The sequence below is a fragment of the Lactobacillus sp. ESL0260 genome (assembly GCF_003692935.1).
Classification (GTDB): domain Bacteria; phylum Bacillota; class Bacilli; order Lactobacillales; family Lactobacillaceae; genus Lactobacillus; species Lactobacillus melliventris.
Genome location: NZ_REHO01000010.1, coordinates 90799 through 105223, shown reverse-complemented (window position 1 = coordinate 105223; position 14425 = coordinate 90799). Strand labels below are relative to the sequence as shown.

The window sequence follows — 14425 nt, the reverse complement described above, 5'->3', positions numbered from 1 at the left end:
ACAAACCATCATTAACAGCTGATCAACTTTTAAGCTCTTATATTAGACTCACACCCTCACTAATTCGCTGAATTGCTCGCAAGTTTTACTGTCAGTTTGTCATTTATGATTTTTATAGTCATCCGGAAAAATAATAGTAGTTCCGCCAGAATTATTATCGGCTGCAGCATCGTCGTCATTAACAGTTTCAATACTAGGACTGTCACCGGTCATCGGTTGAGGACTATTATTTGTTTCTTCAGAGTCTTGTTCAAAGTTTACTTCATCATCCGTATCATTGTCAACCTCAAAATCCTCATCTTCTTCATCAGTATCATCGTCATCGTCTTCATCGACATCCTCGTCCTCATCGGTGAGCATGATTGGTTCTGCACCATCTGGAGGATAAAATCGTTCTGTATCAAAATATTGATCAAGAGCTTTTTGCCATTTTTCGTCATTCAGATTCTCAATTGCTTTTTGTAAAAGTTCTTGAATATACCTGCGATAACCGGAAGTTTCCTTTTTGACACGTTCATAATCCGACTTAATAGTTTCCAGTTGCTGACGCTGATAATCAGTATCAATTTTAGCCTGCTCAGTTACATTATTTGCCTGAACTGTAGCGTCGTTGATAATTCTTTCTGCTTTGATCTTAGCATTATTTATGGCTTCTTTAGTAGCATTTTCATTCTGCTGATACTGTGTAACCTGCTCTTGCAAATTTGAAACTCGATCTTGTAATTGGATTATTTTATTTTTATAATCAACATTTTGATCTAATACATCACCATAATCGTTAATAATTTGATCTAAAAAACTATCAACTTCATGCCTGTCATATCCACTTAATCCTCTTTTTTTAAATTCTTTATTGTGAATTTTTATCGGAGTCAGCTTCTGCGTTTCTTTCTTTTCGTCTGCCATAGCTTATATACCACCTTATAATTGCCTTTTTTTGTCGTTGAAATACCCATAATCTTACATCTGCCAAAATGTCTTAGGCTAAGAACATTATCTTCTTCAATTATTATATTAAAATCTTTAATAGTATGCCAATTTAATTTAACTAAATTATTCTTAATATTGTCTTTAATTTGATTTCTACTTTGTTTAGCTATCGCTGCTAAAACTGCATCCAATCGTAATGAAGAAGCAATTACAGTTAAATGTTTACTTTCATCTTCAACTGCTAATATTTTTTTGCTTGAAATAGGTCTTATTTTAACTTTTGTGTGGCCAATATGAGTAATTTCATATTGGAAAAAATCGGTTAGTTCACTTTTGCCAAAAAATTGCCAGCGGCCATTTCCATCCGTAATAATATCACCAAATGTGGACGTTTCTATTCCAGCATTAGCTATACTTCCTAATACATCACTGTGTGTCAAAGAAACAAATTTTTGAGGATATTCAATTTCAAAAAGACTGATTTGATATGACACCGGTGAAACAGTAACCCAATCTTCGGTTATAAAAACTCTCTTCTTTTCAGCGTTTGAATAGCCACCAAAGCTTTGCAAGCAAACTTCATTTCCAGCCAGTTTTTTTAAAATGTCTCTTTCCCCTGGATCTAAAAAATCAGTTAAAACTTTTTGATGCTTATAAATGACATCATTTATAAGCCCATTCATTCTATCAACTGTTTTTTGGTCAGATAAATTTCCTTTAAAGACCACATTTTTAATATAAAAACTACGTTTTGAAATATTAGATGTTTTCAAGAACTGCCCCCTAATAATGAAGGTGAAATTACTATTCTATCACTTCGTAAATTATTATATCATGAACTGTGACTTTCTTTTATTTTAGGAAATAATTCAGCCAACCAATAAATAAAGAGCTAGTAGCTCTCGTCAAAGTTATAACGAAATTTACCAGCTCTTTATTAGGATTGGAGATTAAACAAATAAATGAAATAAAATATTTGCAATCCAATTTAAAACATAATCTTGGACAAAATAAAGTAAAAGCAAACCGATTAAAAATGAAATATCTAATCCAGTGGCATTAGACAATCTGGCAATTGGCCCTTTTCGAAAAATATTCAAATAAGGGTCAATTACTCGATTAATTATGCGACCCACAGCTGAATCGCGTAGAGAAGGAACCCAACTTAAAATTGCATCAATTACCATGACTATACTGTAAATCCATATTACATAGTCAATAATATTAATGCTGTAATATATGATATTTGCTGCCATTAACTTAAAGAATCTTTCTTATCAACTAGATCACTAATTTTGCCATTCGTGACAAACTTCGGCGGAGTCGCTAAAAAAATTTTATCGCCGATACGTTGAATTTCACCATTTAAAGCGTACACTGTACCAGTAATAAAATCAACGATTCTTCTGGCTGATGCATCTTCCATTCTGCTGAAGTTAATTATTACCGCTTTATTATTCAATAAATTCTGTGCAACTTCTTTAGCATCTGAATAAACACGTGGTTCATAAAGCACAATTTTGCTTTTGGCAGCATTCATACCAGATTTAATGGAAACAACTTTGTCACGGTTAACAGTACCAGCAGGAAAATTATCTTCATCACTTAACTGCTGCTCTTCTGCATAATCGTCATCTAACATTTCATCTTCATCATTTGCCACGCCGAAAAATTTGCCTATTTTACTAAAAGCCATTTCTCTTGCCTCCTATTAGTTTTCACCACGATGCCTGAAAAATGGAATATCATCAGTATCGTCATCATCAAAAGCATTAGTTTCGATTTGTGAAATGCTACTTTGATCGTCTTCATCAAATGAACTAGATCTATCATCCTGATTTGCTGTAAAAGGAGCTGACCGGCGGTTGCCCTCATCATCATTATCCAAGCCCCAAACACTTGTTGGATCAACCATTGGCTTATGTTTAGGCGCACTTTGAACTGCACCGGAATTTTCGCTTACAGCCGAATTCTGTTCCATAGGTCTGTTAACTGAGTTAATTTTTCTTTCCGGAGAAGTATTGGCTTGACCTGGTTGAGATTTAATCTGGTGACTGTGACCCGGGAGCTGCTTTGAGGCTTCCTCCTCTGCTTGAGAGTTGATTCCTGTCGCAATAACAGTAACTACAACCTCATCTCCCAAATTAGGATTAATAGAAGTACCAAAAATTATATTAACATCGTCACCTGCAGCCTTAGAAACGATTTCTGAAGCATCCTGCGCTTCAAATAAAGTTAGATCAGGGCCACCAGTTATATTTAGCAGTACCTGTTTAGCACCATCGATCGATACTTCAAGCAAAGGGGAAGAAATTGCCAGTTTTGTAGCTTCAACAGTGCGATTTTCACCACTTGCACGGCCAATACCCATTAAAGCAGCGCCTTGATTAGCCATCACAGTTTTAACGTCAGCAAAATCCAAGTTGACATAGTCAGTTGAAGTAATTAAGTCAGAAATACCCTGAACACCTTGTTTTAAAACATTGTCAGCTTCTTTGAAGGCATCCATCATTGGTGTCTTTTTGTCAACCATTTCCAACAAACGGTTATTGGCAATAATAACAAGAGTATCAACGTACTGCTTTAACTGTGCAATACCCTCAGCGGCATTTTTTGATCTTTTTGGACCTTCAAAAGTAAAAGGACGAGTTACAACGCCAACAGTTAAAGCACCTGTTTCGCGGGCAATCTTAGCTACAATTGGTGCAGCACCAGTTCCAGTACCACCACCCATTCCAGCAGTAATGAAGATCATATCCGCGCCCTTTAAAGCATCCTCAATTGTCTGTTCACTTTCTTCTGCAGCCTTTTGGCCAACTTCAGGGTGAGAGCCTGCTCCAAGTCCTCTTGTCAACTTAGGGCCTAACTGAATTTTATTTTCTGCTTTATTACTATTTAATGCTTGTACATCAGTGTTAGCAGCAACGAAGGAAACTCCCTGCACACCGTCATCAATCATTCGATTAACAGCATTACCACCAGCACCACCGACACCAATAACTTTGATGACAGCATTTTTATTGTCGTCTGAATCGAACGTGAAATCCATCTAATTAACCACCTTTAATCAAAGAACTTTTTGAAGAAGTTCTTAAAGCCTTTATCTTTATTTTGCATATTATTTTTTGTTTTACTATGCGGAGATTGCTCTCGCTTTAGTAACTCATGTCTATTATATTCTTCTTTTCTTTTAGTTTCATTAACAGTAACTGTTCTTTTAGAAGTTTTTGGCTTTTCTTGAGTAGACTGCTCCCCTTGACTGAGAGCACCTCTGCCATAAATAGCACTAATTACTAAGAAATCAATATCTGACATCTTATATGCATAGTTAACTACTCCGTAAGCCGCTGAGTAAATTGGATTACGCATTCCAATTTGGTCAGGCTGATAAATTCGCGCCTTGACATTCAAAGTATTAGCTATAATACTATCATAACCTTGCAAAAGACTACTTCCGCCAGTAATAATAATGCCACCTGGTAACTTCAAGGCGTCATGTTTAACCAAGCCTTTTTCAATTCTGTCAATAGTCTGGATAACCCTGGCGTTAATAATTTCACTTAAATATTTTTCGTCAACCATTTGCTGGCCATTTGAACCAACACTGTTAACGGCAAATTTATTTTTAGCAGATGCCAAGCTAGGATCAGCATAACCATAATCAAGTTTTATCTGTTCTGCATCCTTGTTAGAAGTACTTAAAACAACCGAAATGTCATTACTAATATCACTGCCACCTTCAAAATCGATATTAGCATATTTAATTTGATTATTATGAATTACCGTAGCCGTCGTAACTCCTCCACCTAAGTCGAGGATAATTGAACCAAAATGGCGTTCACTTTCATTTAAAGCCACGCTGGCAATAGCAAGTGGAGTTGGAATAAAAAAGTTATTGGAATAGCCAGCACGTTCAATAGCTTTTTTGATATTATGTAAAGGACTAGCAGGAGCCGTTAACATGATGCCTTGTACAGACAGAGAATGTGCAATCATTTTTCGCGGATCATCGACTTCGGTTTTACCATCAATTAGAAAGCGACTTGGCAAAAAAGAAATAGGCTCCCGTTCGTTTTTCACAGCTGACCTGATGGCAGCACGAACTACTCGCCTAACATCATGGTTACCTACTTCTTGACCATTATCGCTGATATTAACTAAATCACTTGCAGTTTCAAGTTGGAGCATACCTACAGGTATACCTGTTACTACTCGATAAATATTTGCATTTGTCTTTTTGGCTATTTCTTTTAGTGCTCTATTAATCGCAGCGGCAGTTTCATCAATATCAACTATATTACCATGTCGCATCCCTTTATTAGGAACTGCAACAGCTCCAATAACTTTGCCAGAATCGGCTACAACCGCTTTCACACTTGTGGTACCAATATCTAAGCCCACTAATAAATTCGAATTGTCCAAAATTTTCCCCCCGTCAGTGCTACCTAAAAAAATTTTACCATAAAACCAGCTTAAAATCAGTTTATATTAAACCGTATGCACGCTTTTCATTTGGTGTAAGCGGCCTGCTAAATGCCCCTACTTCCAAATCAATCAGCGTATTTTTTCCCACTTTAGTTTTTATTTTATTATAGTACTTTATTTTACTTTTTAGGGTTGAAATGTTGCCAATAACTACATTCCCGTTTTTCATTAGAAAAATCACTTGTGATTTTCTTCGGGTATTACCACTTAATAATTTAATTTGATCCTGAAAATCAGGCGGTAAACTATTGAATAAATGAAGAATTTTTTTGAGAGATACTTCATGATTGTAGCCTACAAAAACTGGTTTATCTGGATACACTTTTGACCAAGGAATAAACTGAGACCCCAATTTTCCCTGTGTAAGTATTTTACGATATCCTTTAGAAGTTTTAATGTAGCCTTTTGTGGGATATTCATCAATTTCAATTATTAAATGATTAAAGTCTTTAACTTGAACTTTGATGTTTTTTATTTCTGAGTATTTGGCAGAGAGTTTACGGGACACGCCATTTTTATTAAGAAGATAATCGACTACTTTATCACTAGCTTTAATATCTGTTGCTCTTACAACTTCTTTTACTGGTAAATCATTTTCCCCGCTAATTTGAATACTTTGAACATTTGCCAGTGGCGAAATATAATAGCCAAGTCCTAAAAGCACTATTACTGAAACACCTATTATAAGTCCCAATCTCTTCAATAGTGCAGATTTACGTTCATTATGTAATTTAGAAAGAGAGGCAGAAATTTTTGTATTAGTCCTGAAATTTTTCTTTTTCTTACTTGATTGATGACTTAAATATGGCGATAGCTTTTCTTTAGGGTCAATTTTAGTTACTCGCTTTTTTGTCAACTGCCTCACCTTCTTTTTATTTAGCTAAATCTTGCATTACTCTAATTACTTCATCAGAAGCATCAGAAACTCCTAGTTTTTTAGACGCCTTACTCATTTCTGTATAGTATTTACGATCCAACACGATATGATCAATTGAAGAAATAAAGTTATTAATATTGAGTTCACTTTCTGCAATCACTGTTGCTGCGCCTGCTTTTTCAAGATCAAGAGCATTTTTCATTTGGTGATTATTAGTTACATTTGGACTAGGAATCAAAATAGCTGGGACTCCTAAAGCAGTAAATTCCGCGATACTAGTGGCTCCTGAACGCGAAACTACACAAATCATTTTTGGTAAGAGTGCTGGCATATCCTTAACATACGGTAAAATTTTGATGCTTTCACCATAATTAACATTGGATAGTTTTTCTGCAATTTTTTGATAATAATAAGTTCCTGTCACCCAAATGACTTGGTATGGCTTTGTTTCAAGCCGAGTCAGTGATTTTAACATTATCCGGTTGATAGCCAAAGCACCACGAGAACCGCCAAAAACCAACACTGTCGGTATTTGGGGATTAAGACCCCATTTGCTTTGCAAATCAATCTTTGTTGATGACAAGTTTAATACTTGTTGAGAACGTGGATTTCCTGTTTTTACCAACTTTTTCTTTTCCGAAAATTGCTTGGCAGCATCATCAAACGTATAACAAATTTTGTTTACATAGTGACCTAAGAACTTATTAGCAACGCCAACTACTGAATTAGATTCATGAATCAGAGTCGGAATCTTCATTTTTGCTGCTTCATACACTAGGGCACCACTGACATAACCACCAGTTCCCATCACGATATCAGGCTTAAAATCATTAATAATTTTTTGAGCTTTTTTTGTGGCCTTAAGAAACAAACTAATTGTAGCAAAATTACTCATTATATGTTTACGAGAAAACCCGCGCATTTCAATCGTTTTAAAATTTACTCCTGCTGCTGGAACTATCTTAGCTTCAAGGCCATTTTTGGTACCAACAAAGAGTATTTCATCATTGGTCGCCAAATTGCGCTCTTTTAATCGTTCAATAATTGCCATAATAGGATAAATATGGCCGCCAGTTCCTCCACCTGTAAATATTATTCTCATTTTATTTAGTCTTCAATTCCTTTATAAAGTTAACAAAATAGTCTCCACGTTCTTCAAAGGTTCGAAATTGATCCCATGACGCACAAGCTGGTGAAAATAACAATACATCACCAGAATTTGTTAATTCATATGCTCTTGGTACTGCTTCTTGTAATGTATTTTCAATGACAATGTTTTTAATGCCAGCTTTACGAGCTGCATCAGCCAGTAAATAACGAGTTTCGCCATATAAAACCACGGCTTTAACATGTTTTTTTAAAAGTGGGACCAAGGAATCAAAAGTAAAACCGCGATCTAACCCACCAGCGATCCAGACTTCAGGATCTTCAAAAGAGGGAATAGCAACTGAAGCCGCCTCTATATTTGTCGATTTGGAGTCATTATAGATTTTGCGGCCTTCCAAGGTCATAACATATTGCAAGCGATGCTTTGCCCCAGTAAAACTAGTTAATACTGCCTGGATATCGCTGATAGCTGCTCCCATAATCTGTGCAATTGCGCTAGCAACTAACGCATTCTGCTGGTTATGGATACCGGGTAATTTCATGTCGGCGGTCTTAATGATTTTTTCATGTTGATTCTGTAAATAGCCATCAGCAATAAAATAGTCGGCAGTTCGATCATTTTCGGAAAAGGTTATTAGTTTTGCTTTTGTAACTTTCTTTTCTTCTTCAAAAATATTTTTTTGATCTAAGTTAGCTAAAAAATAATGATCTGAAGTTTGCGTCCTGGTAACGTTTAGTTTGGCATTAACATAATTAGCAAAAGTCTTGTGATAATCTAAATGGACATTGTGATAAATATCAATAATCGCAGCTACTTTAGGATCAATATCTGTTACACCAAGCAGTTGAAAACTGGAAGTTTCGCAAACCAAGATATCATCTTTGGTAGCTTTTTTCACTACTTCAGAAATTGGAACACCAATGTTACCAACTGCATACGCATGATGACCCTTTTTAGCCAGCGAATGCTCCAGAATTTTCTGTGTTAGCATTACCGTAGTAGTTTTACCATTTGAACCTGTAACACAAATATACGGGGCTTCACTAACGCTCAATGCAATTTCAGGTTCGGTAATAATTGGCAAATTTAATTTTATTGCCTCTTGCACCATTGGGTTTTCATAAGGAATCCCCGGATTTTTTACTAAATAAGCAAAAGATTCTTGGTGTAATAATTCTACTGGATGTCTGCCACCTATTATTCGCACGCCCAGTTTTTCCAATTCCTGTGCTTTTTGATTTTTACTTAAATCAGCCTTGTCGTTTAAAGTTAGCTTTGCACCAAGTTCAAGCAGTAATTTACTTACTGCAAAACCACTTTTGCCGAGGCCTAAAACTAAAATATTTTTACCTTGATAAGTCTTAACTTGCCTCATTGAACTATTTTATCCCCATATTACTAAATACAAGATACTTCCCAGTAAGCCAACAATCCAGAAAATAATGTCTACTTTCCATTCAGAGTAGCCCAGCATTTCAAAATGATGATGTATTGGTGTCATTTTGAAAATCCGTTTACCAGTTGTTTGAAAAGAGATAACCTGCAAAATCACGCTCGCTGTTTCACATACAAATACAATTCCTACTAACAAAAGTGACCAGGGTCTATTTAAAAAGATACTGACAGCGGCCAGTCCTCCTCCCAAAGCCAGAGATCCAGCATCACCCATAAAAATTTTAGCAGGCTTATGATTAAAAATAAAAAATGAAATTAAGCCACCTATGACACTCATACAAAAAATTAAAACGGCAAAGTTTTTTTGCTTAAGTGCAATATAAGAGTAAGTGGCATAAGCAATAATTGCCAGCCCAGTTGCTAGACCATCTAAACCATCTGACAGATTAACTGCGTTGGAATAACCTACCAACCAGAAAATTACAAAAATTGTGAATAAAACAACACTATTAACTACACCAAAAAACGGTAGGAAAAGTTTAAATTGAAAATGATCCGTTGCCGCGATAATAATAATTAGAATAGCAACCAAAATTTGTAAAGAAAATTTTTGCCATGCACGAAGACCCAAGTTACGTTTGTAAAACAATTTTATACTATCATCTAAGAAGCCTATAATACCATAGCCTAGCAAACTGATTAATAAAATCCACATCATTTTTGTGACTTCGTGTTGCCATACACAAACCCAGATTGTAGAAACTGTGGCTGCTAAAACAAAAACCACACCACCCATTGTAGGTGTACCAGACTTCTTTTCATGCCATTTAGGACCTTCATCACGAATTTCCTGTCCTTCATGGTGTGACCTCATGAAAATAATCATCCAGGGTAAAATAATCCCAGTTAACGCCAACGAACTTACTAATGCAATAATGCTTATGATCAGCATAAAATGCTACTCCTTTAATTGTATTTTTATTTTTGTCCCGGATTTGACAGTTTCACCAACAGTTATACTTTGCTTAGATACTGCACCTGTACCCTTAATGCTTAATTTAGCTCCAGTCAAATCTGCAAACTGCTGCAGCTCATCATTTGTCCAGCCTTTCATATTAGGACACTTTATAATGCCAGCAGTCCGCACCAGCATTAATTTACCAGACTGCTTTTTTTGACCTACCTGATAAGACTGCTTGGTTATTTTATCACCTGAACCAATCCTGACAAGTCTGAAACCAACCTGTTGAGCAATTGCTTCAGCTTCCTTATAATTTTGCCCTGCTAAATCAGGTATTTTAATCATGGTTGAACTGCTTAAGCCATTTTTAGACATAAGAATTGTTCTATTCATTACAGGTTTAAAAATTGAAGAAAGAATTACTTCAGCCGGTTTACTCATTCTTTGAGGCTGCTTGACAGTGATATAAATGCAATAACGTGGATGCTTAGCTGGTGTAACACCAACTACGGAAAAGATGTAATTATTGTTACCCTTAAGATAGCCACCACCTTTAAGATTAGCAATTTGAGCTGTTCCCGTTTTAACAGCAATATTTTGATTCTTCATCTGGTATGCAGCTCCCGTACCAATTCTTTTATTTAAAACTTGTCGCATGTTTCCAAGAACTATGTTTGCTGTTTCTTTAGTATAAACTGGCCTGCCAACTTGTTTTATTTGATAACCTGTTATTATGTGATCATCTGCATCCGTAATTTTTTCAACAAATTGGGGTTTTACCATTTGACCATTATTCGCCAAGCTGCTAAAAGCTTGCATCATTTGCATGACGTTCACATCAACACCCTGTCCAAAACTAGTGACAGCCTGATCAATAGGTGAATTAAACGCGATCAATCCTGGTTGTTCACCTGGGAGCGTTACGCCAGTTTTCTGACCAATGTGGAATTTTCTTAAATACTTTTTCCAAGTCTTAGCACCCATCTGCTGCTCAATATGAACAAATCCGGTATTGCTTGACCGTGGAAATGCTTGTGAAAAAGGGATGCTTCCCCAGCCACGCGGCTTCCAATCGTGAATTACTGAGCCATTCACAGAAACTGATCCTGAATTATAATATTGATTTGGATGATAGTTACCACTATTGACGGCAGAGGACAATGTCAGGACTTTAAAAACTGATCCAGGTTCATATGTATCTTGCACCAAAATATTGCGATAAGAATTTTTAAGTCCCTTTTTGGTCTGCGGGTTGAAGCTTGGTCTTTGTGAAGCAGCTAACACTTTTCCCGTCTTTATATCTTCAACTACGGCTGTCATAGAAACGGGATTAAAGGTATCTTGAACATAAGATAACCTGCTTTCAAGGCATTCCTGCAACTGCGAGTCAATAGTTAGATATATATTATTACCGTCTACAGGGGCTTTATAAGTATGGGTACTATTTGGCGTCTGGAAATTTGAGGCATCAACAGCTGAAACCTGATAGCCGTTTTTTCCGGTAAGAGCGTCGTCATACCAAGCTTCCAGTCCCATGGTACCCTCTAAATTTTGTTGCCTGGTTTTTTTATCATAAACTGGTGTAGCCAGACCAATTATGTGAGCTGCAAAATTACCATTTGGGTATAACCGTGACTGAGTTTCAAAAAATTTAATTCCCGGCAAATTCATTTTTTCAATTCGGTCTTTTTGCTTTTTGGTCAAATTAGAACCTGCAGTACCAAATTGTACCTGAAAAACCGGCTGCGAAGGATTAAGATACTTTAAAATTTTATTTGCTTTAAGAGGTAAAACTTGTGCTAACTTTTCAGCAGTTTTACTTTTGTTAACAACATATTCTGGCTTATTTTTATAATTAATGGATGATTTATCTAGAATGGCATAAATTGTATACAAATGGGAATCCTGCGCTACAGCTAAACCATTCCGGTCATAAATATTTCCCCGATTGGCTTTCAACACTTGATTACGCATATACAATTGTTCGGTCTTAGCGGTTAAATCTTGTCCATTAACGGTTTTTGAGATTCCAAGATATAAAAATCTGCCTATAAATACAAGAAAAACCAAAGCAACAGCTACCTCGAGAAATCTCCCGACTGTAAAACGGTATCCGTGGGCTTTGGAATTTAAGTTATTTCTTTTACTAATGTGCTTATTCATTAGCGTATAGTCCTAATATTTTTTTCATTCAAAGCCAACCCCTTGCTGCGAGCAATTTTATTCATTCTTGAGCTTGAGGTCAACTCACCTAATTCTTGATGCAAATCTCCAACTTGACTTTGCTCTTTTGCAACCGAGCGCTGCAAACTAGTAAGTTCATGTTGAGCTGAAGTAGCAGAAATACTAGAAGAAACGAGCATTGTCATTAAGCCAATTGTGATCATTGTTCCCAATATAAGCAAGGACTTTTCGAAGCCGGTCCAAGCAACGTTGTGATGATTGAGAACTTGACGTTGTCTCTTCTCTGGATCTCTTTGCTCATTAGGATTAAACTCTATTTTTCTTGCTAAATTATCAGCCATTGTTTTTCCTCTTTACAATTTTTCTGCAACCCGCAACTTGGCACTGTGTGAGCGATTGTTATTTTTAAGCTCTTCAGCTGAAGCAACAATGGGCTTACGATTTACTAATCGAAGCGTTGGCTTCAAGTCATCGGGAATAGCAGGCATTCCCCTAGGTACCTCAACATCGGAGTATTTTTTTAAAATATTTTTTACAATTTTGTCTTCATCAGACTGAAAAGTAATCACACTAATGCGACCGCCCGGTTTGAGTAGTTTGATCGCTTCCTCAAGTGATGTACTTAAAGCATCAAGCTCGTGGTTTACAGCAACACGCAAAGCCTGAAAAGTCTTTTTTGCTGGATGCCCTCCAGTCCTTCTTGCAAACGCAGGAATTGCTTCCTTAATAACATCAACCAGTTCAAAGGTTGTCGCAATTGGCTTTTTTTGTCTTTTAAGGACAATTTTATGAGCGATCTGGCGAGAATACTTTTCTCCGCCAAATTTATACAAAATATTAGCCAGTTCCTTTTGACTTGAGTCATTAACTAATTGATAAGCATCGAGACTTTGATCCTGATCCATTCTCATATCCAATCTGGCATCGAAGCGGTAAGAAAAACCTCTTTTTGCCTGATCAAATTGGGGAGAGGAAACGCCCAAGTCATAATAGATACCGTCAATGCCATTTTGATAACCCAGCTTAACTAAGTTAATTTTTAAATGACTAAAGTTGTCGTGTACTAATTGTAATTTAGGGTCTGCTTCAGATTTAAGTAAATCGGCAAAGTTTAACCTGGCCGAATTTATTGCATATTCATCTTGATCAAAACCAATCACTGTACCACTAGCAAGTTTGCTCAGTAAGTATTTTGCATGACCGCCGCCGCCAAAAGTTGCGTCCACATAAAGACCACCATTTTTTGGGTTTAAATTTTCGATTGTTTGATGTAAGAGTACACTGGTGTGTTTGAATTCCATGTTTATAGTTCCAAATCATCTAAATTTTCTGCGATATCATCATAGTTCTCGTTGGCTTCATCACTAAATTTTTCCCAACGTTCCTTTGACCAAATCTCAATTCGATCAGAAACTCCTATAATGACACATTCTTTAACAAGGCAAGCGTGCTTCTTCAACGTTGTGGTCAGATTCACACGCCCTTGCTTATCAAATTCGCATTCCATTGCACCAGAATAAAATAAACGCGTAAAACTGCGTGCATTCCTCTTAGTCAAAGGAAGGTGGGCTAGTTTGGCTTCAATTTCTTGCCATGCCTCAGTGGTATAGCCAAAAATGCAACCTTCCATTCCACGAGTAAATATCATTTTTTCTCCAATCTGACTACGCAAACGGGCAGGTATTATTAAACGCCCTTTACTGTCGAGATTGTGATGATATTCACCCATGAACATGACATTGCCCCCTTCCACTAAATAATTTACCACAATTCACCACTTCCTACCACTTTTTAGTTATAAAGTTTAACATTTCTTTTTTATGATCCGAAAAGTAAAAAACGCAGACCATTACAGGTTTGCGTTTATCTTAAAAAACAAATTTTTTTACTCAAAAAGTTTGACTATATCATTAAAAATAATAATCCTAAATACCAAAAAATAGTATTAACAGTTAAATAGTCCCATATTTTGCGGAAAGTTTTACTTATGGACAGATTCTTATTTTTAATTGCTTCAGTTATAGCAATTATTATAACTAAAATGAAGAAGACAAAAAAACCATAAGGCAAAAACTCAGGCCTTTTCTGCTTCAGGGTAATCAAGTGACATGCGTATATAAAAAAGAATGGTAATAAATCGTATCCGCGAAATTGAGCCTTGGGAAACATCTTATTAATAAGAAAAGCTAAAGCAAGACCAACAATAGGTATCAAAAAAATTAAAAACATTGGCTATATCCTCTATTATCTATTTTATCTTACTCTCTGATTGAAAAAAACTTTTAAGTAGCATAAAATATTGTTCAAACAGGGAGGTCTATCAATGACGAGAAGACATAAGAAAAAGAGATCTAAATTTCAAAAGCTAACAATTGCCATGGCCTGGCTAATGGCAATAATAACTTTAGCTGCTGTAGTAATGCAAGTTGTTGGTGCATTATCTAGCTTTGGCTTTTTCGAATAAAAAGCGTGAGATCATTGTCTC

16 protein-coding genes are annotated in these 14425 nt (G+C 36.1%); 1 reads left to right on the top strand and 15 read right to left on the bottom strand.

What is annotated here, in order from left to right:
- Positions 1-99: 99 nt before the first annotated feature.
- From F5ESL0260_RS04235 to F5ESL0260_RS04165, 15 genes are all read right to left on the bottom strand, one after another.
- Entirely contained in the window at positions 100-906 is an 807-nt protein-coding gene (locus F5ESL0260_RS04235; RefSeq protein WP_122025987.1) for a DivIVA domain-containing protein, read from the bottom strand.
- Positions 873-1703 carry an RNA-binding protein gene (locus F5ESL0260_RS04230; protein ID WP_233557709.1) on the bottom strand — a complete coding sequence of 277 codons (831 nt, stop codon included), beginning with the start codon at positions 1701-1703 and terminating at the stop codon, positions 873-875. The genes F5ESL0260_RS04235 and F5ESL0260_RS04230 overlap by 34 nt, the downstream gene beginning before the upstream one ends.
- A 177-nt stretch (positions 1704-1880) precedes the next feature.
- On the bottom strand, positions 1881-2186 hold the full coding sequence (locus F5ESL0260_RS04225) for a YggT family protein (protein ID WP_122025986.1): 306 nt from the start codon (positions 2184-2186) through the stop codon (positions 1881-1883).
- Positions 2186-2626, bottom strand: a complete 441-nt coding sequence (locus F5ESL0260_RS04220; RefSeq protein WP_122025985.1) for a cell division protein SepF — start codon at positions 2624-2626, stop codon at positions 2186-2188. The genes F5ESL0260_RS04225 and F5ESL0260_RS04220 overlap by 1 nt, the downstream gene beginning before the upstream one ends.
- Before the next feature lie 15 nt (positions 2627-2641).
- The gene (ftsZ, locus tag F5ESL0260_RS04215; RefSeq protein ID WP_122025984.1) at positions 2642-3979 is read right to left on the bottom strand and encodes a cell division protein FtsZ; all 1338 of its coding nucleotides are present in this window, start codon (positions 3977-3979) and stop codon (positions 2642-2644) included.
- 14 nt (positions 3980-3993) lie between these two features.
- Positions 3994-5352: a cell division protein FtsA gene (gene ftsA, locus F5ESL0260_RS04210; RefSeq protein ID WP_122025983.1), complete on the bottom strand. Its 1359-nt coding sequence runs from the start codon at positions 5350-5352 to the stop codon at positions 3994-3996.
- Between the two features lie 61 nt (positions 5353-5413).
- Positions 5414-6271, bottom strand: coding sequence for a cell division protein FtsQ/DivIB (locus F5ESL0260_RS04205; RefSeq protein WP_122025982.1), 858 nt, complete (start codon positions 6269-6271; stop codon positions 5414-5416).
- 16 nt (positions 6272-6287) lie between these two features.
- A complete protein-coding gene (gene murG / locus F5ESL0260_RS04200) occupies positions 6288-7394 on the bottom strand; it encodes an undecaprenyldiphospho-muramoylpentapeptide beta-N-acetylglucosaminyltransferase (RefSeq protein WP_122025981.1) in 1107 nt (368 codons plus the stop codon).
- A gap of 1 nt (position 7395) precedes the next feature.
- Entirely contained in the window at positions 7396-8775 is a 1380-nt protein-coding gene (gene murD / locus F5ESL0260_RS04195) for a UDP-N-acetylmuramoyl-L-alanine--D-glutamate ligase (protein WP_122025980.1), read from the bottom strand.
- Between the two features lie 9 nt (positions 8776-8784).
- Positions 8785-9747: a phospho-N-acetylmuramoyl-pentapeptide-transferase gene (mraY, locus tag F5ESL0260_RS04190; RefSeq protein ID WP_122025979.1), complete on the bottom strand. Its 963-nt coding sequence runs from the start codon at positions 9745-9747 to the stop codon at positions 8785-8787.
- A gap of 6 nt (positions 9748-9753) precedes the next feature.
- Positions 9754-11907 carry a penicillin-binding transpeptidase domain-containing protein gene (locus F5ESL0260_RS04185; RefSeq protein ID WP_370448585.1) on the bottom strand — a complete coding sequence of 718 codons (2154 nt, stop codon included), beginning with the start codon at positions 11905-11907 and terminating at the stop codon, positions 9754-9756.
- A gap of 11 nt (positions 11908-11918) precedes the next feature.
- Positions 11919-12281 (bottom strand): cell division protein FtsL, encoded by a 363-nt coding sequence (ftsL, locus tag F5ESL0260_RS04180; protein ID WP_046324739.1) that lies wholly within the window; start codon positions 12279-12281, stop codon positions 11919-11921.
- Between the two features lie 12 nt (positions 12282-12293).
- Positions 12294-13241: a 16S rRNA (cytosine(1402)-N(4))-methyltransferase RsmH gene (gene rsmH, locus F5ESL0260_RS04175; protein WP_122025977.1), complete on the bottom strand. Its 948-nt coding sequence runs from the start codon at positions 13239-13241 to the stop codon at positions 12294-12296.
- Positions 13242-13243: 2 nt separating this feature from the next.
- A complete protein-coding gene (gene mraZ, locus F5ESL0260_RS04170; RefSeq protein ID WP_110446015.1) occupies positions 13244-13675 on the bottom strand; it encodes a division/cell wall cluster transcriptional repressor MraZ in 432 nt (143 codons plus the stop codon).
- A 167-nt stretch (positions 13676-13842) separates the two neighbouring features.
- Entirely contained in the window at positions 13843-14169 is a 327-nt protein-coding gene (locus F5ESL0260_RS04165) for a DUF3397 domain-containing protein (protein WP_110446014.1), read from the bottom strand.
- Positions 14170-14263: 94 nt separating this feature from the next.
- On the opposite strand from F5ESL0260_RS04165, the gene F5ESL0260_RS04160 reads away from it, so the two are divergent.
- On the top strand, positions 14264-14404 hold the full coding sequence (locus F5ESL0260_RS04160; RefSeq protein WP_084619544.1) for a DUF4044 domain-containing protein: 141 nt from the start codon (positions 14264-14266) through the stop codon (positions 14402-14404).
- Positions 14405-14425 lie beyond the last annotated feature (21 nt).